This is a genomic window from Citrobacter sp. Cb028 (genome assembly GCF_030336705.1).
In the GTDB taxonomy this organism is placed as follows: domain Bacteria; phylum Pseudomonadota; class Gammaproteobacteria; order Enterobacterales; family Enterobacteriaceae; genus Citrobacter; species Citrobacter braakii.
In genome coordinates this window covers 200,531-221,796 of the sequence record NZ_JAOWCZ010000036.1, presented here as the reverse complement: position 1 = coordinate 221,796, position 21,266 = coordinate 200,531, and the positions used below count along the sequence as shown (strand labels likewise).

Sequence of the window (21,266 nt, the reverse complement as noted above, 5' to 3'; positions counted from 1 at the left end):
CCCCTACAGCAAGGAGACGGTCATGACCAATAACCCCCCTTCAACGCGTATTTATCCCGGCGAGTATGGTTACCCTCTGAAGTTAAAAGCCCGATACGATAACTTTATCGGCGGTGACTGGGTTGCCCCGGTGGACGGCGAGTATTACCAAAACCTGACGCCGGTAACCGGGCAATTACTGTGCGAAGTGGCCTCTTCCGGCAAAAAGGATATCGATCTGGCACTGGATGCCGCGCACAAAGTAAAAGACAAGTGGGCACAGACATCCGTGCAGGACAGGGCAGCGATACTGTTCAAAATCGCCGATCGTATGGAGCAAAACCTGGAACTGCTGGCGACGGCAGAAACCTGGGATAACGGTAAGCCCATCCGCGAAACCAGCGCGGCAGATGTTCCGCTGGCGATTGACCATTTCCGCTATTTCGCTTCCTGTATTCGTGCGCAGGAAGGGGGAATAAGCGAGGTTGATAGCGAGACCGTGGCTTATCACTTCCATGAACCTCTTGGCGTGGTAGGGCAAATTATCCCGTGGAACTTCCCGCTGCTGATGGCCAGCTGGAAGATGGCGCCCGCGCTGGCGGCGGGTAACTGCGTCGTGCTTAAACCCGCGCGCCTCACGCCGCTGTCCGTGCTGTTGCTGATGGAAGTCATCGGCGATCTGCTCCCGCCAGGCGTGGTAAACGTGGTAAACGGTGCGGGTGGGGAAATCGGTGAGTATCTGGCGACGTCTAAGCGCATTGCGAAAGTGGCGTTTACCGGCTCAACGGAAGTTGGGCAGCAGATCATGCAATACGCCACGCAGAACATTATTCCCGTCACGCTGGAGCTGGGTGGGAAATCGCCCAATATCTTCTTCGCTGATGTGATGGATGAAGAAGATGCGTTTTTTGACAAAGCGCTGGAAGGTTTCGCGCTGTTTGCCTTCAATCAGGGTGAAGTGTGTACCTGTCCGAGCCGTGCGTTAGTACAGGAATCTATTTACGAACGTTTTATGGAAAGAGCTATTCGCCGGGTGGAGAGTATTCGCAGCGGCAACCCGTTAGACAGCGTGACGCAAATGGGTGCGCAGGTCTCGCATGGTCAACTGGAAACCATTTTGAATTACATCGATATTGGTAAGAAAGAAGGGGCTGATGTTCTCACCGGCGGGCGGCGCAAGCAACTGGATGGCGACTTAAAAGAAGGTTATTACCTCGAACCAACCATTCTGTTTGGCAAGAACAACATGCGGGTTTTCCAGGAAGAGATCTTCGGGCCCGTGCTGGCCGTCACGACCTTTAAAACCATGGAAGAGGCGCTGGAAATCGCCAATGACACCCAATATGGGCTTGGCGCTGGTGTCTGGAGCCGTAACGGAAATCTGGCGTACAAGATGGGCCGTGGGATTCAGGCGGGGCGTGTATGGACCAACTGTTACCATGCTTACCCGGCCCATGCGGCATTCGGTGGCTATAAGCAGTCGGGCATCGGGCGCGAGACGCATAAGATGATGCTCGAGCATTATCAGCAAACCAAATGTCTGCTGGTGAGCTACTCGGATAAACCGCTGGGACTATTTTAATTTCTCATCACTTATTGCCCGGTTTTGCGCCGGGCATATCTTTATTCTGCAGTTATATATAAACCCATATATCGTTATATAAATAAGACGATTGCATCCAATCTGGTCATTCCACTACTATTATCAACTCTATTGTGTAAATCAAATTGCAGCCGAATTTTTAATTTAAATCCCTGAGGCAAATATGTTCCTTAATTATTTTGCATTAGGAGTGCTTATTTTTGTATTCCTGGTCATTTTTTACGGGATTATTATTCTGCATGATATTCCCTATCTCATTGCAAAGAAACGTAACCATCCTCACGCTGACGCAATACATGTCGCGGGCTGGGTGAGTTTGTTTACCTTACATGTCATGTGGCCCTTTTTATGGATCTGGGCAACGCTTTATCGCCCGGAACGCGGGTGGGGCATGCAAAGCGCGGATTCTTCCCTGATCCAGTTGCAGGCCAGGGTTGCCGATCTGGAAAAGAAACTGGGTGAGGCGAAGACCTCTCCGGCGGAGTAATATCGATGGATTTATTGATCGTTCTGACCTATGTGGCGTGCGCATGGTCAATATTTAAGATTTTTAAAATTCCTGCCAATAAATGGACAGTACCCACTGCAGCATTGGGCGGTATATTCATTGTTTGCGGGCTTATATTACTGATGAATTATAACCATCCGTATACATTTAAGGCGCAAAAGGCAGTAATTTCTATTCCCGTAGTACCGCAGGTCACGGGGGTCGTGACGGAAGTGACGGATAAGAAGAATACGCTGATCAAAAAAGGTGAGGTACTGTTTAAACTTAATCCGGGACGTTATCAGGCACGAGTTGATCGCCTGAAAGCTGATATTGTCACCGCACAACATAAAGAGCAGGTGCTGGTGGCGCAGTTAGACGAAATGCAAGCCAACACGCAGCGGGCAAAGGCTACGCGTGACAAGCTAGCTAAAGATTACCAGCGCTATGCGCAGGGGAGTCAGGCGAAGGTCAATCCTTTTTCTGAACGCGATATCGATGCGGCGCGGCAAAACTATCTGGCGCAGGAAGCAGCGGTGAAATCCTCCGTTGCGGAACAACAGCAAATCCAGAGTCAGTTAGACAGCCTGGTGCAGGGTGAGAATTCGCAAATTGCCAGCCTGAAAGCGCAGTTAGCCGAAGCGGAGTTCAACCTGGACCAGACAGTGGTTCGCGCGCCCAGCGATGGTTACGTTACGCAGGTGCTGATGCGACCGGGAACCTATGCCGCCGCGCTGCCTATGCGTCCGGTGATGGTGTTTATCCCTGATCAAAAACGGCAAATTATCGCCCAGTTCCGGCAAAACTCGTTGCTGCGATTGGAGCCAGGCGATGAAGCTGAAGTGGTGTTTAACGCCCTGCCGGGTAAGGTTTTCAGCGGCAAACTGGCTGCCATCAGTCCGGCCGTACCGGGGGGAACATACCAGTCGAATGGGGCGCTGCAATCCTTAAATTCTACGCCCGGATCGGAGGGGGTGATCGCCACGATTGAGCTGAATGATAATGTGGATGTGAACGCTCTGCCTGATGGGATTTATGCGCAGGTCGCGGTTTATTCTGATCACTTCACCCATGTGTCAGTGATGCGTAAGGTTCTGCTGCGTATGACCAGTTGGGTGCATTATCTGTATCTCGATCACTAGGCGCAGGCTATTTTGCTTACCATTTTGAACCTGGTACCCTAATTCGCTTATTCAGGCTGCTGTTCCAGCGCCTGAGTAAGTTGCTGGCGGATCTCTGCCAACATCTCATCAAGAATAAACTGTACCCGCCATGGCTGATATTCACGTTTGCGGAAAATCACCACCAAATCCAGCCACCATTCATGTTGTTCTGAGAAACATGGAACCAGCGACCCGGATTCAATATCTTTTTGGATACTCGCATTTGGCGCAAAAACAATGCCCAGATGGTTACGTGCCAGCGCCAGTGCAGACTGTGTATTGTCGCAGACATAATTTCCGGTCACCCGATAATCGTGCATCTCCTTGCCTCCGGCAGAAGTGAAACGCCAGATATTAGCCTCATCTATCATCATGGAATCAATCAGGATACAGGAATGTTCTTCCAGTTCATCAGGGCTACTAATAGGATGTGCTTTGATATACTCAGGGCTGGCAAAAGCCGTCACCGCATATTTAGTAATGAAACTGGCAACCAGAGATTCATCTTTAGGATGCGCATAGGTAATTAAAATATCACAATCTTCAGGGAAGTCGACACCTTCAAAAAATGCCTTTCGTTCCAGGTTACATGTTTTAAGTGAGAGGCTAATTCCACCGATATCCTGAATTTTTGCGATCACATGTTGCGATAAATAAGCAATTATGCCCGTCGGTGCATATACGGTCACCCGGCCACGTTTTTCGTGCTTATAATCAGCAATGAAATTATTGAGCTGATCGTTTCTGTCCAACATGTCATTGATGTAAGGAAGCAGCGCTGTACCAAACGGTGTAAGGGTGAGCTGTCGAGTGGTGCGATCAAATACCTTTAGTCCAACTTTGGATTCAAAATCAGCAAGATACTTACTAACGTTGGCTTGTGCGATGCCGAGAACCGTAGCGGCATGACTGATGTTTTCACTGGCAGCAATTACCGAAATAATCTTCAGTTCCCGGTGTTTGAGTTGTAATTTGTTCATCGCCAAACCCAATATATATATGTTTGTATATATTACTATATAAATATGAATCTTGCACCGATGAAATTGTAAGCATTATTATGCACGCGTTTTGTATCTTATTTTAAAATGGAATGTGGGCATGTTAATTAAACGCAATATTGTGGCGCTATTCGCCTTTTCATTTATGGCGAGCGCAACTGCCGCGGAATTTTCTATTGGCGGCGGCGCTGTATATAACGAATCTCCTTATCGTGGATATAATGATAACGTTCACGCAGTACCGCTTGTCAGTTATGAAAGTGAATCATTTTATTTTAGGCAAACAACGTTAGGTTATATTCTTTCAAAAAATGAAAGTAATGAATTTAGCATTACTGCCTCGTACATGCCGCTTGAGTTTGATCCGGGTGATAACGACGATCAAGCGATGAAGCAATTGAACAAGCGTGACGCAACCGCGATGGCGGGTGCTGCATGGTATCACCATGAGAAATGGGGCAGCGTGAAAGTCTCCGCAGCAGCGGATGTGCTGGACAACAGCAACGGTTGGGTTGGGGAAATGTCTCTGTTTCGCCAAATGCCGATGGGCAAGCTGACGCTGACGCCGGCGATTGGCGTGCTCTACTATGACGAAAACTTCAACGAATATTACTACGGCATCTCTGGCAATGAATCCCGCCGTAGTGGGTTATCAAGTTACTCCCCTGGCGATAGCTGGACACCGTATGTTGGCCTGTCCGCTAAATACGCATTGACCAGCAATCTGACGCTGCTGGCCAGCGCCAACTATAGTGCGCTGCCAGATGATATTAAAAATAGCCCGATGGTTGACCGTGATGACAGCTTTACCTTTATGTCCGGTCTGACCTGGCGTTTCTGATTCTCACCCGTTTGTCCTCAGGGAGGAGGGCAATCTTTTCAATGTGATAGACCGGATAAGACCCGAAGCATCGTCATCCGGCTCATTTCCAATGAACTGGGCTTTACCGCTCGCGATTAGGCGGATCGCCATAGTTGTTCAGGCACCTGACAATATTTAACCGTTTCCCCTGTCCGATCAAGGCGTCAGGGGCAACCTCTCTGGCACTCTGTGGTTTTCACGCAGACGGAGGGAGCAATGAACGAGTTTATTATGGCGGATGCGGCAAAATGTATTGGGTGTCGTACCTGCGAAGTTGCTTGCGTCGTCGCGCACCAGCAAAACCAGGACTGCGCGTCGGTCTCTTCCACTGCGTTTACCCCGCGCATCCGCGTGATCAAAGACGACGCCTTTACGACGGCAGTCGCCTGCCATCAATGCGAGGACGCTCCCTGTGCAAATGTCTGCCCGACGCACGCAATTCGTCGTGAACATGGGCATATCTTCGTTGAACAGGCGCGTTGTATTGGCTGTAAAAGTTGTATGCTGGCCTGCCCATTTGGGGCAATGAATGTCGTCGCCCGCTCGTCACGGGTGCAGGCGATAAAGTGCGATTTATGCTGGTATCGTGATGCGGGACCCGCGTGTGTCGAAGCCTGCCCGACCAGCGCGTTGCAGTGTATAGATGCCGTCAGTATTCAGCGCCAGCGTCTGTGTTCACTACCACAGTAATGTGAGTCCCGACCTGTGGTTAGGTCGGGACTTGCGTTAGCCTTCCTGCCAGGCGCGTTCGATCTCTTCAGCCAGAATCTTCACTCCAGCTTCGATTTTCTCCGGTTCTGGCACGTAGTTCATCCGCATACACTGATGCGTATGCGGCCAGGGTTTATCCAGACCCGGGAAGAAGTAGTCACCAGGAACCATCAGCACGCCGCGCGCTTTCAGACGCTGATACAACAGTTCGGTACTGATAGGCAAATCTTTGAACCATAACCACAGGAAAATCGCGCCCTCCGGTTTATGAATAAGGCACCGATCTTCAGATAAATGGCGGCGAATGATCGCAATCGTCTCCTGAACGCGCTGATAATAAAACGGCTTAATCACCGTCTCGGACAGACGCAGAAGGTCGTTGCGCTTAATCATTTCGCACATGATTGCAGGACCCATTCCGCCAGGCGCGAGGCTGATAATGCCGTTCATGTTGGTGATGGCGGTGATGATTTTTTCATTCGCGATAATGATGCCGCAGCGGGAGCCTGGCAGACCCAGCTTGGAAAGGCTCATGCACAGCACAATGTTGGGATTCCACAGCGGGCGCGCTTCGCTAAAGATGATGCCGGGGAACGGTACGCCATAGGCGTTATCAATCACCAGCGGGATCCCATGCTGGTTGGCCAGCCGGTCCAGCTTCATCAGCTCTTCATCGGTGATCACGTTGCCTGTCGGGTTTGTCGGACGTGACACGCAGATCATGCCCGTCTCTTCACCGATGTGCAGGTGTTCAAAATCAACGTGATACTTAAACTGACCTTCTGGTAACAGTTCGATGTTTGGACGCGCGGAGACAAAAAGATCCTCTTCCAGCCCGGAATCAGCATAGCCAATGTATTCCGGAGCTAACGGGAACAACACTTTTTGCGTTGTTCCGTCGGCGCGGCGTCCGGCGAACAGATTGAATAAGTAGAAAAATGCGCTCTGACTGCCATTTGTCAGTGCAATATTTTGTGGCTCGATATCCCAACCCTGCTTCTCACGTAGCAGTTTCGCCAGCTCAGTCAGCAGCTCGGTTTTACCTTGTGGACCATCGTAATTGCAAAGCGCATCAGTGGCTTTGCCGTTTTCCAGCATATCTGCCAGCAGAGATTGAAAGTAATTTTGCATCTCTGGAATTTGCGCCGGATTGCCGCCACCGAGCATGATGGCGCCTGGGGTGCGTAAACCGTCGTTAAGGTCCTCCATCAGGCGTGTGATGCCTGAATGGCGGGTAAATTTGTCGCCAAAAAGTGAGAATGTCATAGCAGGTGGTCTGTCGAACTGAGTAGTAAAGTGGCTAACCATAGCGCTACCCATGGCAGGGTGCAAATCAGGGGTAGCAGGCCGGATTGAGATTTTGTGCTACTGATTTTTATTTGGCTGGTTTTTAATGTTGAGTAAGGCTTCCCGCTGCGTGCACAGCGAGAAGCCTGCCGGGATCAGGGCTGACCGGCCCACACCACCATCACCTTATCGTCGCCATGCTCACGAATAAATCCGTATCCCTGCGTCAGCGGCAGCGTGATTTGTTTACCGGCGCCAATGGCGGGATGTCTGGCCCTGAACTGACTGATTCGCTGCCAGTGGGCGACGCTGGCGGCAGATTTCCCGGTCACATCCTGCCAGTTCATCTCTGAGCGCGTACCCTGTAATGGGTCTGAGCCGGTTGGGCCAAAGGGGCGGGCCGACTCGTCGCCATAAAAGAGTTGAACCGCGCCAGGTGCCAGCAGCAATAGCTCGGCGGCGTTGTCTCCACCTTCGCGGAACAGACGTGTATCGTGCGAGGAGAGATAGCTCAGGACGTTGAAGTCCTGCAATTTATCCGCCATCTGCTGCCAGGTGGGGTCCATATTTGCCAGACAATCGACGGCCTTTGCCGCCTGCTCCTGGTAGTCGAAATTGATCATCGCATCGAAGCCGTGACGGTAATAGTCGCTTTGCATCACACCGTGACCCCAGGCCTCGCCGGTCATCCAGAAGGGGTTATCATCCAGCGCTTTTTCCGGATTGGCTTTCTTCCATTCGACCAGCGCCGCGCTGGCTTGTGTTTTTAGCTGCTGCCAGGCGGGAAGCTCGACGTGTTTAGCGGTGTCGACCCGAAAGCCGTCAATCCCATAATCACGCACCCACTGACTGAGCCAGTGCGTCAGATAATCCCGGGGCGTGTAACCGGCGATGGCTTTGGCGTGCGTATCCGGCTTGTGCTGATAAAAGTTTGGCAGCCCGGAAGGCGTGGTGGATTCGGTTTTCAGATCGGGCAGGAAAGCCAGCGACATCGTCAGGTCGTCAAAGCCAGGATTGTCGTAATCGCCAATATCGGTGCGGACCCAGTTTTTTCCCCACCATTTTTCCCAGCCAGCTTTATCGCTAAAGTTGATGTAATCATTGAAACTGTGCCAGCTTTGCCCGGCGGCTGGTTGCCAGTCCGTCCAGCGTTCCCCGAGCGTTTTTTTCAGTTCATCGCCCGATAGGTACAGTGCCCCAAACTGATACTCCTGCATATCCGCCAGCGTGGCGTAGCCGGTATGGTTCATCACCACATCAAACAAGACACGGATGCCGCGCTGGTGTGCGCCATCAACCAGCGCGCGCAGGTCCGCTTCGTTTCCCATATTGGCGTCAAGCGTGGTCCAGTCCTGGGTGTAGTAGCCGTGGTAAGCGTAGTGGGGGAAGTCCCCTTTGGCGCCACCGCCGACCCAGCCGTGGATTTGCTCAAACGGCGCGCTGATCCACAGGGCGTTGACGCCTAACTGTTGCAGGTAGTCGAGTTTGCTGGCGAGCCCGCGCAAATCGCCACCGTGGAAAGTGCCAATTTCCTGCATGCCGTCGTTGCGACGCCCATAGCTGTGGTCGTTACTCGGATCGCCATTCACAAAGCGGTCCGTCAGGACGAAATACACCGTGGCGTTATGCCAGTCGAAAGCGGCGGGGGCATCGGTTTCCGCCCGTTCCAGTAGCAACAGCCCGTTACTGGTTGCGGCGGGCTGTAGGGTAATCGACCCGTTTTTTACCGTTGCCGTTTGCTGGCTGTAGAAATCACGCACCACGGCACCTTCCGGGAAGGTCAGGCTCACGTCCAGCGTTAATGGTGAACCGTCCCATTTCGGGCATTGGCGAATCTGGGTGGTGACGGTGTCCTTAGCACTTTTTACCAACAGCATCAGCGTTGGCGTACCGGAGCGGGTATCGATTTCCAGCGTGTAATCGCCGTCTTTGAATAAACGCCACTGTGGCGGCGTGCCTTCACAAGGTTTTAGCGACAGCATCTGGTTGAGTTTTATCGCATCAGCAGGCTGCCAGCACTGTTGGTCAAAATTCAGGGTTAAAGGACGGGTACCCTTCGTCAACGCTGCATGGCTGACGAATTTACCCGTACCTTCCGCTTCGAAGGTGGGAAGTCCTTGAGACGTCCATGATGAGGCGATGGCAATGCCGGGCATTAGCGCCAGCGCAACGGCGGCAAGTTTCATAGTGCTGTCCTTGATGCTGCGATTTTCGCCAGTTTGCCAGTGAAATCAGGCCGGAAACTCCTCCTTTGAGTTGATTCCGCCAGGAGGAGAAGTGAGGGTGAGCGATCGCGCGCAAAAAATGAACTTATTTTGCGATAACCTCCACATTTTCTTCGAATTAATGGCACCCAGAACTGTTAATACGTGACATAGTTTCAGAATTGGACTATTCCTGAGGGTGCTCTTGACGGCTATTTTTGATATGATTTGAGATTCATCTCTCATTTTTGTGAAAAATATAAGGTGTTGGAATGTATAAATCCGACCAGGAGACCTAATGATATTGACTCCCATTCGACGATATGGGGCAATGATTCTTATGTTACTCACCGTTGCATTTTCGGGTGAGGTGCTGGCAAAGACACACACGGCGACAACGAGTCACAAGCCCCAGATAACCAAGGCAAGTAATAAACAGGTTAGCAGTAAACAAGAGTATTCTCGCAATAGTGCAAAGAGTAGTTCACTTCCTGATTTGCGAAAATACCCTTCCGGAACACCAAGGAAAAAAGCGTTTCTCCGGACAGTTATGCCTTATATTACCAGTCAAAATGCTGCCATTACGGCGGACCGTAACTGGCTGATTTCAAAACAGTACCAGAACCGCTGGTCACCGACTGAGCGTACGCGTATGAAAGACATCGCGAAGCGCTACAAGGTGAACTGGTCTGGTAACACGCGTAAAATTCCGTGGAATACGCTGCTTGAGCGTGTAGACATTATCCCGACCAGTATGGTGGCAACCATGGCTGCGGCAGAAAGCGGCTGGGGTACGTCGAAGCTGGCGCGGAGCAACAACAACCTGTTTGGCATGAAATGTGGCAAGGGTCGTTGTAACAATGCACCGGGTAAGGTGAAAGGCTACTCACAGTTTGAATCAGTGAAAGAGTCGGTGAATGCTTACGTCATTAATTTGAATACGCATCCGGCCTACTCTTCCTTCCGTAAGTCACGTGCGCAGTTGCGTAAAGCCGATCAGGAAGTCACCGCCACCGCGATGATCCATAAGCTGAAGGGTTATTCCACTAAGGGACAGAGTTATAACAACTATCTGTTCGCAATGTATCAGGACAACCAGCGTTTAATCGCCGCGCATATGTAATTTCGAGTGCCGGATGGCGACTTCGCCCTCCGGCTATCATCCTTATAGCAACACTTCACTGTTCACATCGCGATACTCTTTTGGCGTCGTGTCGTACTCTTTCTTGAATACCGAATAGAAATACTGCAGAGATGGGTAGCCGCACATCTGTGAAATTTCGTTGATTGAAAGCGTGGTAGAAATCAACAGGCTGCGCGCCTTTTCCAGCTTTTCGGCATGAATCACGGCGTGAATGGTCTCTCCGACCTCTTCTTTAAAGCGCTTCTCCAGATTCGAACGTGAAATCCCTACTGAGTCCAACACTTGATCAACCTTGATACCTTTGCAGGCATGGTTGCGAATGTAATGCATCGCCTGAATAACGGCAGGATCGGTAAGTGAACGATAATCTGTAGACTGACGCGCAACAACGCGTACAGGAGGAACCAGAATGCGCTGTAAGGGTATCTCTTCGTGAGCCAGCAGGCGGTGGAGTAGTTTGGCTGCCTGATATCCCATCTGTCTGGCCCCCTGAGCGACGGAGGACAAGGCGACTCGTGACAGGTAACGGGTCAGCTCTTCGTTATCGATACCAATGACGCACAGTTTTTCCGGTACCGGAATATGCAGATGTTCACAGGCCTGCAGAACGTGCCGCGCACGTGCGTCGGTGACGGCGATAATCCCAGTTTGTGGAGGTAAGGTTTGCAGCCAGTCCGCCAGCCTATTTTGCGCGTGCTGCCAGTTCTCCGGCGCGGTTTCCAGCCCCTGATAGACGACGCCGCGGTACTTCTCTTTGGCAACCAACTGGCAAAACGCATATTCACGTTCTGCGGCCCAGCGTTTACCGCTTGAAGCCGGAAGACCATAAAACGCAAAGCGGTTAATCCCTTTCTCTTTCAGATGCAGGAAAGCGCTTTCTACCAGCGCGTGGTTGTCGGTGGCAATGTAATGTACTGGTGGATAATCTTGCTGCAGATGGTAGGAACCCCCAACGCCAATGATCGGAACATCCACATCGACAAGTAATTGCGCAATATCATCATCGTCATAATCGGCAATAACGCCGTCGCCTAACCACTCTTTAATGTTATCAATGCGAGCACGAAAATCTTCTTCTATGAAGATATCCCACTCCGATTGCGACGCTTGCAGATACTCGCCAACCCCTTCAACCACCTGACGGTCGTAGGCTTTATTGGCATTAAATAACAACGTAATACGATGACGTTTATAAAACATGGTTCTTTTCCTGCTGAATCATGTAGAAAAGACAATGCCGGTTGCATTTACCGGCATTGAGATACACCCACTTCTTAAATTCAGGAACGACGTTTGGTTGCTGAGTCCATCCATACCGCCAACAACAATATCGCTCCTTTCACTATGTATTGCCAGAAGGTGGGGACGTCCATCATACTCATTCCATTATCGAGAGAAGCCATAATAAATGCGCCCATGACGGCGCCGGCAACACTCCCGACCCCTCCCGCCAGGCTGGTTCCCCCGATGACACATGCGGCAATGGCATCCAGTTCTGCAATGTTCCCTGCGGAAGGGGAACCTGCGCCAAGCCGGGAGCTAAGAATGAGCCCGGCAATGGCGACCATCAAACCATTAATAGCGAAGACGGCAAGTTTGGTGCGTTCAACGTTGATACCTGAAAGGCGGGCGGCTTCCAGGTTCCCGCCAATGGCGTAAATTCTCCGACCGAATGCAGTGCGCGTGGCCATAAACATCCCACCGAGCAGCAGCAGCGTCAGCAGCAGGACGGGCGTTGGAACACCACGATAATCGTTTAATAGCCAGATTGCCCCTAAGACGACAATGGCTGTGAATGCCTGGCGACCCACAGCCGACGTTGATGCGGGAGTGGCAAGGCCTAACGCCTGGCGACGCATACGGCCTCGCCATTGCCAGCCAACAAACGCCATTAAGCCGAGAGCACCGATGACAAAGCCTGTGCCATCAGACAAGTAGCTCTGACCAATCTGAGACATTGCTGCGCTGGTGGGGGATACGGTGGTGCCGTTGGTGATGCCAATCAGAATACCGCGGAAAGCCAGCATTCCCGCAAGGGTGACGATAAACGACGGAACCTTGCGGTAAGCAACCCACCATCCATTCCATGCCCCGAGGAGCAATCCCAGAGTCAGGGTTACGATCACCGTCAGCGGTAAAGGCCAGCCTAGCCAAACATCACAGATCGCCGCTACGCCGCCCAATAATCCCATCATGGAACCGACAGAGAGATCGATTTCAGCGGAAATGATCACAAACACCATACCCACGGCAAGAATACCGGTAATCGCAGTCTGTCGAAGCAGGTTCGAGACATTACGTGCGCTCAGGTATGCGCCATCAGTGGTCCACGTGAAAAACAGCATAATCACGATAATCGCCGCAATCATGACGAAGACTTGCAAGTTAAGCGATTTTATTGCTGGGAAACCACCTGTGATAGAGGGAGAAAGTTTCGCTTCAGACGGATTGTTTTTCGACATGATGTTCGCTCCTTAATGCGGCTTCCATCACCTGCTCCTGAGTCAGGTTATGATTTACCAGGTTAGCTTTCAGTTTTCCTTCATGCATCACGAGGATGCGATCGCTTAGTCCGAGCACTTCAGGTAATTCAGAGGAGATGACAATCACGGCAATGCCTTCCTGGACGAGCTGGTTGATGAGTTTGTAGATTTCATATTTGGCGCCGATATCAATACCCCTGGTGGGTTCATCAAGAATGAGAATCCGGGGATTTAACAGGAGGCAACGCGCGAGAATCGCTTTTTGCTGATTCCCTCCGCTCAGACGCCCGATCGCAAGGTCGGGAGACGATGTTTTTACTTTGAGCTGTTGAAGCGATTCCAGAATGCATTTTTGTTCAGCGGCATCATCAAGATGGCTCATGCCCCCGGTAAATTTATCGAGTGCAGCCAGCGTGATATTTTTCCCCACAGCCATCACCGGAACAATGCCATCTTTTTTTCTGTCTTCAGGCACCATGGCGATGCCATGAGCAATAGCTTGCTGGCAGTTATGGATATGCACCTGAGTGCCTTCAATAAAAATCTTTCCCTCCCAACGACCAGACCAGACGCCAAACAGACACTGTACGGCTTCGGTACGTCCTGCACCGACGAGTCCGGCAATGCCGAGAATTTCGCCCTGCTTGAGTGAGAAAGAAATGTCGTTGACGCGTTTTATATGGCGATTGACGGGATGCCAGGCTGTCAGATTCTCAACCCGTAAAATCTCTTGTCCCGTGGTATGAGGCTCGCTGGGGTAAAGTGCGGTGAGCTCACGACCAACCATCATGGTGATAATATCGTCTTCAGTCATGTTGGTTGCATCGCGTGTGCCGATGTGTTTACCGTCGCGAATAACGCAAATGGTATTCGAGATGGCCTTAACTTCATTCAATTTGTGTGAAATATAAATGCAGGCGATATCATGCTGTTGTAGGTCACGTATAATATTCAGCAGTATTGCAGTTTCCTGCTCGGTGAGGGAGGCCGTTGGTTCATCCAGAATAAGTAAGCGGACCTGCTTATTCAGCGCTTTTGCAATTTCTACCAGCTGTTGTTGCCCTAATCCTAAATCGCCCACGCGCGTATCTGGCGAAATAGACAAACTGACCTGATCGAGTAATTTTTGACAGCGTAACGTCATCATCTCGTAATCAAGAACGCCGTTACGGGTCATTTCGTTACCGAGGAAAATATTTTCCAGTATTGTTAACTCTTTTACCAGGGCTAATTCCTGGTGGATGATCGCAATACCCTTACGTTCGGTATCACGAATATGGCTGGCACGGATGGCTTCGCCAGCAAAAATGATCTCGCCTTCGTAGGTTCCATGCGGGTAAATTCCGCACAGAACTTTCATTAGCGTCGATTTACCCGAACCATTTTCACCGCATAATGAAATGATTTCGCCAGCATTGATCCTAAGGCTAACGTTATCAACCGCCTTCACTACGCCGAATGTCTTGGTAATGTTTTTCATTTCAAGAAGATATGGCATAACTGCTCCACATAAGCCAATAAGAGAACCCTGCGTGGACATTCACGTTTATCCGTGGCGAATTTGACACCACGTTTTATTGCCCTCTGATTTGCAGAGGGCACATGGCTTACAGATCGCTTTTCTTGTGGAATCCGTCTTTAATGACGGTCTCGTTAATATTGTCTTTGTTAACATCAATAGGTGTGAGTAGTCGGGAAGGGACATCTTTCAGGCCATTATTCAGCGAAGTATCTGCTTTAGGCTGTTGATCATTTCCCAGTTCGACGGCGATTTCCGCAGCGGTATTTGCGAGCAATGTAATAGGTTTATAAACCGTCATGGTTTGAGTCCCGGCGACAATGCGCTTGATGCCTGCAAGGTCTGCATCTTGTCCGGAAATAGCGACTTTTCCTGATAATCCTTGCGCACTCAGCGCCTGAATCGCACCGCCAGCTGTGGCGTCATTTGAGGCAACTACTGCATCAATTTTGTTATTGTTGGCGGTTAGCGCATTTTCCATAATCTTCAACGCATTCTCCGGTAACCAGCCGTCAACCCATTGATCGCCCACTACCTTAATTTTTCCGCTGTCGATATACGGTTTTAATACTTTCATTTGTCCAGCGCGGAACAGCTTCGCGTTGTTATCAACGGGCGAGCCACCCATCAGGAAATAATTCCCTTCGGGGACAATATTGACTAATGATTGAGCCTGTAATTCACCTACTTTTTCATTATCGAAAGAGATATAAAAATCGATGTCAGCATCATTGATCATGCGATCGTAAGCCAGCACCTTGATCCCTTCTTGTTTTGCTTCTTTGATAACATTGCTTAATACCTGGCCGTTGTAAGGGATTATCACAAGGACATCCACGCCCCGGTTTATCATGTTTTCAATCTGCGACATTTGGGTTTCTTCATTACCATTCGCCGATTGTACAAATACTTTCGCACCAAGCGATTCAGCTTTGTTGACGAAAATATCGCGATCTTTCTGCCAGCGTTCCAGGCGGAGATCATCAATCGCCATACCGATTTTTACTTCTTTGGCATGACCTGCGACGCTGGTGAGTAAAAGGGATGTGCAAACAGCAAGTAAAATGTTCTTCATCTTCATAATCGTGATGCCTTTTGTAGGGGGGGAACAGCAGTAAAAGTAACAATCACAGCATAAGACGTAGCAGAGTTTTAACAGGTAACGGCGGGAAGGCAATTATAGATTTTTATCTTCCAATTACGTTTTTTGGTTTATTTCTTGATTTATGACCGGGATCGTATTTTAAATGATTCGTTACCTGGGTTGCATTTAAGTTTGATAGGTAAAATTTTTTAAATTAGTCAGATTTTATTTTGAGAAGTAGCGCACACTTGTGAATTATCTCAATGGCAGTATGAAATAACATAATTGAGCAATAGGTGGGGAGTGCCCAATATTACGACATTATCCATCACCCGCCGCATTACCTGATTATGGAGTTCATTATGCCAGCCTATTTTGACCAGCTTGAGCGCGTTCGTTATGAAGGTACCAAATCAACTAATCCATTAGCATTTCGCCACTACAACTCTGATGAGTTAGTGTTAGGCAAGCGTATGGAAGATCACCTGCGGTTTGCTGCCTGCTACTGGCACACTTTCTGCTGGAATGGTGCAGATATGTTTGGTGTTGGTGCATTTAATCGCCCGTGGCAGCAGCCCGGTGAAGCGCTGGAATTAGCGAAGCGCAAGGCGGACGTGGCGTTCGAGTTTTTCCACAAGCTGAACGTGCCCTACTACTGCTTCCATGACGTAGATGTCTCGCCGGAAGGCGCGTCGCTGAAAGAGTACAAAAACAATTTTGCGCAGATGGTTGATGTACTGGCGGCAAAACAGGAACAGAGCGGCGTGAAGCTGCTGTGGGGAACGGCAAACTGCTTCACCAACCCACGTTACGGCGCGGGCGCGGCCACGAACCCGGATCCGGAAGTGTTCAGCTGGGCCGCCACTCAGGTGGTTACGGCTATGGATGCCACGCATAAATTAGGCGGTGAAAACTACGTTCTGTGGGGCGGTCGTGAAGGCTATGAAACGCTGCTGAATACCGATCTGCGGCAGGAACGTGAGCAAATTGGTCGCTTCATGCAACTGGTCGTGGAACACAAACACAAAACCGGTTTCCAGGGCACTTTGCTTATCGAGCCGAAGCCGCAGGAACCGACCAAGCACCAGTACGATTACGATGCGGCGACCGTATACGGATTCCTCAAGCAGTTCGGTCTGGAAAAAGAGATCAAACTGAATATCGAAGCCAACCACGCCACGTTGGCGGGTCACTCATTCCATCACGAAATCGCCACTGCTATCGCGCTGGGTCTGTTTGGCTCTGTCGATGCCAACCGTGGGGACGCGCAACTGGGCTGGGATACTGACCAGTTCCCGAACAGCGTAGAAGAGAATGCGTTGGTGATGTACGAAATCCTGAAAGCCGGCGGCTTCACCACCGGTGGCCTGAACTTCGATGCCAAGGTTCGTCGTCAGAGTACCGATAAATACGATCTGTTCTATGGTCATATTGGCGCGATGGATACCATGGCGCTGTCGCTGAAAATTGCGGCGCGTATGATTGAAGACGGTGGTCTGGATCAGCGCGTGGCTAAACGTTATGCCGGTTGGAATGGTGAGCTGGGCCAGCAAATTCTGAAAGGGCAGATGACGCTGACGGAAATTGCGCAGTACGCTGAACAACACAACCTGGCGCCAGTGCACCAGAGCGGTCATCAGGAATTGCTGGAAAATCTGGTGAACCATTATTTGTTCGACAAATAACGGGTCTGAGCATGTCCGTAAGCCCGGTCAGCTCGCGCTACCGGGCCTTTCTTTAAGGAACGATGCCCTATGTATATCGGGATAGATCTTGGCACATCAGGCGTAAAGGCCATTCTGCTCAACGAGCAGGGCGAAGTGGTCGCTTCGCAAACAGAGAAACTCACCGTCTCGCGCCCGCACCCGTTATGGTCAGAACAAGACCCAGACCAGTGGTGGCTGGCAACGGATCGCGCTGTGAAAGCCCTGGGTCGGCAGCATTCACTTCGCGAGGTGAAAGCGTTGGGGATTGCCGGACAGATGCACGGCGCGACGCTACTGGATGAACAACAGAAGGTATTGCGCCCGGCTATCCTGTGGAACGATGGTCGCTGCGCCGAAGAGTGCGTCATGCTGGAGAGCCTGGTTCCGCAGTCTCGTACCATCACCGGCAACCTGATGATGCCTGGCTTTACCGCGCCAAAGCTGCTGTGGGTACAGCGCCACGAACCGGAGATTTTTAGCCGGGTTGATAAAGTCCTGCTGCCGAAAGATTACCTGCGCCTGCGTATGACCGGCGATTTCGCCAGCGATATGTCTGATGCGGCTGGTACCCTGTGGCTGGATGTTGCGAAGCGTGACTGGAGTGATGTCATGCTGGAAGCCTGTAAGCTGACTCGTGCGCATATGCCTGCGCTCTATGAAGGCAGTGAGATTACCGGAACATTGTTGCCAGCAGTCGCCAGGGCCTGGGGAATGCAGGAGGTTGCGGTGGTCGCCGGAGGTGGGGATAACGCAGCGGGGGCGGTTGGCGTGGGCATGATGAATGCCGGTCAGGCGATGCTATCGCTGGGTACTTCCGGGGTCTATTTTGCGGTCAGCGACGGCTTTCTCAGCAAACCGGAAAGCGCGGTCCATAGTTTTTGCCATGCCTTGCCTGAACGATGGCACCTGATGTCCGTGATGCTAAGTGCGGCATCCTGCCTGGACTGGGCGGCAAAATTAACCGGACTGGCGAGCGTTCCTGCGTTGATTGCCGCAGCGCAACAGGCGGATGAACACGCTGAGCCGGTCTGGTTTTTACCCTATCTGTCCGGTGAACGTACGCCGCACAACAACCCGCAGGCAAAGGGCGTATTTTTCGGTCTGACGCATCAGCATGGTCCGGCGGAGCTGGCTCAGGCGGTGTTGGAAGGCGTTGGTTTTGCATTGGCTGAGGGTATGGACGTGGTACATGCCTGCGGCGTGCAGCCCTCCAGCATTACGCTGATTGGCGGCGGGGCGCGCAGCGAATACTGGCGTCAGATGCTGTCTGACATCAGCGGATTGCAGTTGGATTACCGTACCGGCGGCGATGTTGGTCCTGCTCTCGGTGCGGCGCGTCTGGCGCAAATTGCCATTAATCCGCAGCAGCCATTATCAGACCTTCTACCTCAGCTTACGCTGGAGCAGGCGCATTATCCTGATGTCGAGCGCCATGCCCTTTACCAACAGCGTCGGGAAACCTTCCGCCGAATCTATCAGCAATTACACCCGCTGATGTCCTGACCCTAAATCCCCTCTGGTAAACAGAGGGGATTTATCAAATATATATTTCAATCTAATTAATAATTGGCGCGCATGAATTTATTCTGAAAGTCCGGCGTAGTGACCTTTTCTGTGTTGTCTTTAGCGGGTTATTCATATTGTATCCATGATGGATAAGGAGGTCCCAATGAAGACGACAAGGCTGTTGCCATGGATATTATTCTTCTCTGGTGCATTTATTTACGTTATTGGCTTATGGCGGGCATGCCCGTTATTGAGTAGCAAAGGCTATTTTTTCGCCGTGCTGATGACGGGAATGTTTGTGACGTACGTTTATCAGCGTGCAGAAAATCTCAATCAGAACGATGAACACTTCGCCTCTGTATGTCAGATGGTGGCACTCATCACGGTAGGGGTGCTGTTGGTGGGCGTATTGAATGTCCCATTATCACCCCTCGAAAAGGGGCTGTTCCCGCTGGCATTCATCGTATGTTTACTGGGGCAAGTTTTACTCATGCGTTCAGCAGAATATTTATCTAAAGGACCGGAACTCTAAATGGAAAACAGGACATCAACTTATTCACCGGCATTTAGTATTGTGTCATGGGTCGCGCTTCTCGGCGGCATTGTGGTTTATCTGCTGGGATTGTGGAATGCCGATATGCAGTTGAACGAAAAGGGGTATTACTTTGCTGTTTTGGTGCTTGGTTTGTTTTCTGCTGCGTCGTATCAAAAGACGGTACGGGATAAATATGAGGGGATCCCGACTACGCCGATTTACTACATAACCTGTCTTGCCGCGTTTATTATTGCGGTTGCATTGTTGGTTATCGGTTTGTGGAATGCCACGCTGCTGCTAAACGAGAAAGGGTTTTACGGCCTGGCCTTCTTTTTAAGCCTGTTTGGTACCGTTGCGGTGCAGAAAAATATCCGTGATAGTGACTTTGAGCATCCAAAAGAAACGCTGGCAGTCGCAGACGATTTTACGGAGTGATCGTATGCCCTCGATGGTTACCGATCGAGGGCTTTTATTGTTAGCTCACCAGTCTGCGCGTATCGATGCGCTGCAACAATACAGACAACAGTAAACTTCCCGCCAGCGTGGCGCTAAAAATCCATAGCATATCCAGCGGCGGCCAGTTTTTGAGTTCTACACCGTTGGTGCGTAGCGCGTGAATGATCAGCGCATGAAAGCCATAAATGCCCAGGGAGTGGCGGGAAATAAGGCCCAGTACCGGCAGAGTGCGCGTACTGAGCGTATTTTTGACCAGCGTCAGGAGGGAGGCAGCACAAATAAACACCGCCGGGCCGCAATAGAGATACCAGGTATCGGCAAAATTGCCTCGCCAACGCAGTTCATGCAACGTGCCTCGAGAAATAATAAACACTGCGGTGATAAACAACGCCGCACAGAGCCAGGTAAGCGCGCGCTTGTGCGTATCCATCATACCAATCGCTCGGCCTAGCATACCGTACACGATGTAGTAGAACGTGTCGCCACTGATGTACAGGTTGATGGGAAGCCACTCAAAACCGCCAATTTTTTGTGAGACGGTATTGGGATTGGCAATCACCCCAATCACCACCATAAGCGCCAGCAGCATCTTGCCGCTGATATTTTTTACCTGTATCAGCGGGGAAACCAGGTAGATTACGGCGATCGCGAAGAAAAACCACAGGTGATAGAACACCGGCTTTTGCAGCAGGTTTTTCAGCGACAGCTCAGCGTTGATCGAGGTAAACAGCAGGATGTAGGCCAGCGCCACGCTGCTGTAAAACAGGATGCAGAGCGCAATGCGCATGAAATGGCGCGGTTTGGCGCTGCGCTCGCCAAAAAACAGATAGCCCGAAATCATAAAGAACAACGGGACGCTGACGCGAGAGGCTGAATTGAGCACATTGGCCAGATCCCAATTCAACGGGCTGACGCTTTGCGCATTGGTGATGTACCAGGTCGTGGTGTGGATCATCACAACCATGAGACAGGCTATCCCGCGCAGGTTATCAATCCAGAATATTTTGGGCTGCATCAGTTCCTCTGTATCCATTAAAAAAAGTCTGACCGAAAATTTGCGAGCGTAGCTCACTGGAAAAATCCGAGATCTTACGCTAAAGCTTGAGATGGTCTGATGAGATTCTCAAAATAGCATCCGTTTCCAGACACTTAATAATAAGACTGACCAGCAAACCAGGCGGTAATAAAATGATGATGAAGTATTTCTTTTCCGCGATCGTTACCCTTTTACTGGTTGCGTGCGCCGACACCCAGCCGCCTGCACCCGCGCAGAAGGCGCAAAAGATCAAAGTCAGTGCAACACGTTCGCTGGATATGGAGTCACTGTGTAAAAATGAGGCGGCACAAATCTACAACACTGGTGTGCAGAAAATTGATATCTCCGGTCTGGAACAATTTCAGGGCAGCTATGAGATGCGTGGTTCTACCTTCCGTAAAGAGAGTTTTGTCTGCTCTTTTGATGCAGACGGGCAGTTTTTACACCTTTCCATGCGCTAAGTTCCCCCTTTTTCCCGTTTCGTACTGTATATCTTGCAG

The 21,266-nt window shown here is 50.7% G+C and carries 19 protein-coding genes; 11 read left to right on the top strand and 8 right to left on the bottom strand.

The annotated features are described in order from the left end of the window. Positions 1-22: 22 nt before the first annotated feature. From aldB to OGV75_RS23080, 3 genes are all read left to right on the top strand, one after another. Positions 23-1,561 (top strand): aldehyde dehydrogenase AldB, encoded by a 1,539-nt coding sequence (aldB, locus tag OGV75_RS23090; protein ID WP_019078065.1) that lies wholly within the window; start codon positions 23-25, stop codon positions 1,559-1,561. A 184-nt stretch (positions 1,562-1,745) separates the two neighbouring features. Further along, positions 1,746-2,069, top strand: a complete 324-nt coding sequence (locus tag OGV75_RS23085; protein WP_016154947.1) for a DUF3302 domain-containing protein — start codon at positions 1,746-1,748, stop codon at positions 2,067-2,069. 5 nt (positions 2,070-2,074) lie between these two features. Further along, entirely contained in the window at positions 2,075-3,211 is a 1,137-nt protein-coding gene (locus OGV75_RS23080) for an HlyD family secretion protein (RefSeq protein ID WP_016154946.1), read from the top strand. Between the two features lie 47 nt (positions 3,212-3,258). On the opposite strand, the gene OGV75_RS23075 is transcribed toward OGV75_RS23080, so the two are convergent. Next, on the bottom strand, positions 3,259-4,212 hold the full coding sequence (locus OGV75_RS23075) for a LysR family transcriptional regulator (RefSeq protein WP_115190065.1): 954 nt from the start codon (positions 4,210-4,212) through the stop codon (positions 3,259-3,261). 121 nt (positions 4,213-4,333) lie between these two features. Here OGV75_RS23075 and OGV75_RS23070 point away from each other — a divergent pair, with 121 nt between their 5' ends. Together OGV75_RS23070 and OGV75_RS23065 are read left to right on the top strand one after the other, a co-directional pair. Continuing rightward, positions 4,334-5,074, top strand: coding sequence for a MipA/OmpV family protein (locus OGV75_RS23070; RefSeq protein ID WP_016154944.1), 741 nt, complete (start codon positions 4,334-4,336; stop codon positions 5,072-5,074). Positions 5,075-5,311: 237 nt separating this feature from the next. Beyond that, positions 5,312-5,785: a 4Fe-4S dicluster domain-containing protein gene (locus OGV75_RS23065; RefSeq protein WP_286481315.1), complete on the top strand. Its 474-nt coding sequence runs from the start codon at positions 5,312-5,314 to the stop codon at positions 5,783-5,785. A gap of 36 nt (positions 5,786-5,821) precedes the next feature. Here OGV75_RS23065 and avtA read toward each other — a convergent pair whose 3' ends face one another. Continuing rightward, positions 5,822-7,072, bottom strand: a complete 1,251-nt coding sequence (gene avtA / locus OGV75_RS23060; protein WP_353622584.1) for a valine--pyruvate transaminase — start codon at positions 7,070-7,072, stop codon at positions 5,822-5,824. 176 nt (positions 7,073-7,248) lie between these two features. After that, positions 7,249-9,279 (bottom strand): alpha-amylase, encoded by a 2,031-nt coding sequence (gene malS, locus OGV75_RS23055; RefSeq protein ID WP_286481311.1) that lies wholly within the window; start codon positions 9,277-9,279, stop codon positions 7,249-7,251. Between the two features lie 316 nt (positions 9,280-9,595). Here malS and OGV75_RS23050 point away from each other — a divergent pair, with 316 nt between their 5' ends. After that, positions 9,596-10,420, top strand: coding sequence for a protein bax (locus OGV75_RS23050; protein ID WP_016154930.1), 825 nt, complete (start codon positions 9,596-9,598; stop codon positions 10,418-10,420). 42 nt (positions 10,421-10,462) lie between these two features. Here the strand turns inward: OGV75_RS23050 and xylR are convergent, their stop codons facing one another. From xylR to xylF, 4 genes are all read right to left on the bottom strand, one after another. Next, entirely contained in the window at positions 10,463-11,641 is a 1,179-nt protein-coding gene (gene xylR, locus OGV75_RS23045) for a D-xylose utilization transcriptional activator XylR (protein WP_016154929.1), read from the bottom strand. Positions 11,642-11,721: 80 nt separating this feature from the next. Continuing rightward, the gene (gene xylH, locus OGV75_RS23040) at positions 11,722-12,903 is read right to left on the bottom strand and encodes a xylose ABC transporter permease XylH (RefSeq protein ID WP_016154928.1); all 1,182 of its coding nucleotides are present in this window, start codon (positions 12,901-12,903) and stop codon (positions 11,722-11,724) included. Continuing rightward, entirely contained in the window at positions 12,881-14,422 is a 1,542-nt protein-coding gene (locus tag OGV75_RS23035) for a xylose ABC transporter ATP-binding protein (RefSeq protein ID WP_286481309.1), read from the bottom strand. Before OGV75_RS23035 ends, xylH begins: the two co-directional genes overlap by 23 nt. A 109-nt stretch (positions 14,423-14,531) precedes the next feature. After that, the gene (xylF, locus tag OGV75_RS23030) at positions 14,532-15,524 is read right to left on the bottom strand and encodes a D-xylose ABC transporter substrate-binding protein (protein WP_016154926.1); all 993 of its coding nucleotides are present in this window, start codon (positions 15,522-15,524) and stop codon (positions 14,532-14,534) included. 365 nt (positions 15,525-15,889) lie between these two features. Between xylF and xylA the strand changes: the two genes are divergently transcribed. From xylA to yiaA, 4 genes are all read left to right on the top strand, one after another. Continuing rightward, on the top strand, positions 15,890-17,212 hold the full coding sequence (gene xylA, locus OGV75_RS23025; protein WP_016154925.1) for a xylose isomerase: 1,323 nt from the start codon (positions 15,890-15,892) through the stop codon (positions 17,210-17,212). A 69-nt stretch (positions 17,213-17,281) separates the two neighbouring features. Further along, the gene (xylB, locus tag OGV75_RS23020) at positions 17,282-18,736 is read left to right on the top strand and encodes a xylulokinase (protein ID WP_286481307.1); all 1,455 of its coding nucleotides are present in this window, start codon (positions 17,282-17,284) and stop codon (positions 18,734-18,736) included. Between the two features lie 166 nt (positions 18,737-18,902). Continuing rightward, positions 18,903-19,271: an inner membrane protein YiaB gene (gene yiaB / locus OGV75_RS23015; RefSeq protein WP_103283330.1), complete on the top strand. Its 369-nt coding sequence runs from the start codon at positions 18,903-18,905 to the stop codon at positions 19,269-19,271. After that, on the top strand, positions 19,272-19,709 hold the full coding sequence (gene yiaA / locus OGV75_RS23010) for an inner membrane protein YiaA (RefSeq protein ID WP_142418069.1): 438 nt from the start codon (positions 19,272-19,274) through the stop codon (positions 19,707-19,709). A 40-nt stretch (positions 19,710-19,749) separates the two neighbouring features. Here yiaA and OGV75_RS23005 read toward each other — a convergent pair whose 3' ends face one another. Then, positions 19,750-20,745: an acyltransferase gene (locus OGV75_RS23005; RefSeq protein ID WP_046275799.1), complete on the bottom strand. Its 996-nt coding sequence runs from the start codon at positions 20,743-20,745 to the stop codon at positions 19,750-19,752. A 173-nt stretch (positions 20,746-20,918) separates the two neighbouring features. Here OGV75_RS23005 and OGV75_RS23000 point away from each other — a divergent pair, with 173 nt between their 5' ends. Continuing rightward, a complete protein-coding gene (locus OGV75_RS23000) occupies positions 20,919-21,227 on the top strand; it encodes a YsaB family lipoprotein (RefSeq protein ID WP_016154920.1) in 309 nt (102 codons plus the stop codon). Positions 21,228-21,266: the final 39 nt, after the last annotated feature.

Bases quoted from the DNA above. Each gene is read 5' to 3' on its own strand.
- OGV75_RS23000 (WP_016154920.1), top strand. From the start codon at position 20,919: ATGATGATGAAGTATTTCTTTTCCGCGATCGTTACCCTTTTACTGGTT.
- OGV75_RS23070 (WP_016154944.1), top strand. From the start codon at position 4,334: ATGTTAATTAAACGCAATATTGTGGCGCTATTCGCCTTTTCATTTATG.
- aldB (WP_019078065.1), top strand. From the start codon at position 23: ATGACCAATAACCCCCCTTCAACGCGTATTTATCCCGGCGAGTATGGT.
- xylR (WP_016154929.1), bottom strand. From the start codon at position 11,641: ATGTTTTATAAACGTCATCGTATTACGTTGTTATTTAATGCCAATAAA.
- malS (WP_286481311.1), bottom strand. From the start codon at position 9,279: ATGAAACTTGCCGCCGTTGCGCTGGCGCTAATGCCCGGCATTGCCATC.
- xylF (WP_016154926.1), bottom strand. From the start codon at position 15,524: ATGAAGATGAAGAACATTTTACTTGCTGTTTGCACATCCCTTTTACTC.
- avtA (WP_353622584.1), bottom strand. From the start codon at position 7,072: ATGACATTCTCACTTTTTGGCGACAAATTTACCCGCCATTCAGGCATC.
- xylB (WP_286481307.1), top strand. From the start codon at position 17,282: ATGTATATCGGGATAGATCTTGGCACATCAGGCGTAAAGGCCATTCTG.
- xylH (WP_016154928.1), bottom strand. From the start codon at position 12,903: ATGTCGAAAAACAATCCGTCTGAAGCGAAACTTTCTCCCTCTATCACA.
- yiaB (WP_103283330.1), top strand. From the start codon at position 18,903: ATGAAGACGACAAGGCTGTTGCCATGGATATTATTCTTCTCTGGTGCA.
- OGV75_RS23005 (WP_046275799.1), bottom strand. From the start codon at position 20,745: ATGCAGCCCAAAATATTCTGGATTGATAACCTGCGCGGGATAGCCTGT.
- yiaA (WP_142418069.1), top strand. From the start codon at position 19,272: ATGGAAAACAGGACATCAACTTATTCACCGGCATTTAGTATTGTGTCA.
- OGV75_RS23075 (WP_115190065.1), bottom strand. From the start codon at position 4,212: ATGAACAAATTACAACTCAAACACCGGGAACTGAAGATTATTTCGGTA.
- OGV75_RS23085 (WP_016154947.1), top strand. From the start codon at position 1,746: ATGTTCCTTAATTATTTTGCATTAGGAGTGCTTATTTTTGTATTCCTG.
- OGV75_RS23050 (WP_016154930.1), top strand. From the start codon at position 9,596: ATGATATTGACTCCCATTCGACGATATGGGGCAATGATTCTTATGTTA.
- OGV75_RS23080 (WP_016154946.1), top strand. From the start codon at position 2,075: ATGGATTTATTGATCGTTCTGACCTATGTGGCGTGCGCATGGTCAATA.
- OGV75_RS23035 (WP_286481309.1), bottom strand. From the start codon at position 14,422: ATGCCATATCTTCTTGAAATGAAAAACATTACCAAGACATTCGGCGTA.
- xylA (WP_016154925.1), top strand. From the start codon at position 15,890: ATGCCAGCCTATTTTGACCAGCTTGAGCGCGTTCGTTATGAAGGTACC.
- OGV75_RS23065 (WP_286481315.1), top strand. From the start codon at position 5,312: ATGAACGAGTTTATTATGGCGGATGCGGCAAAATGTATTGGGTGTCGT.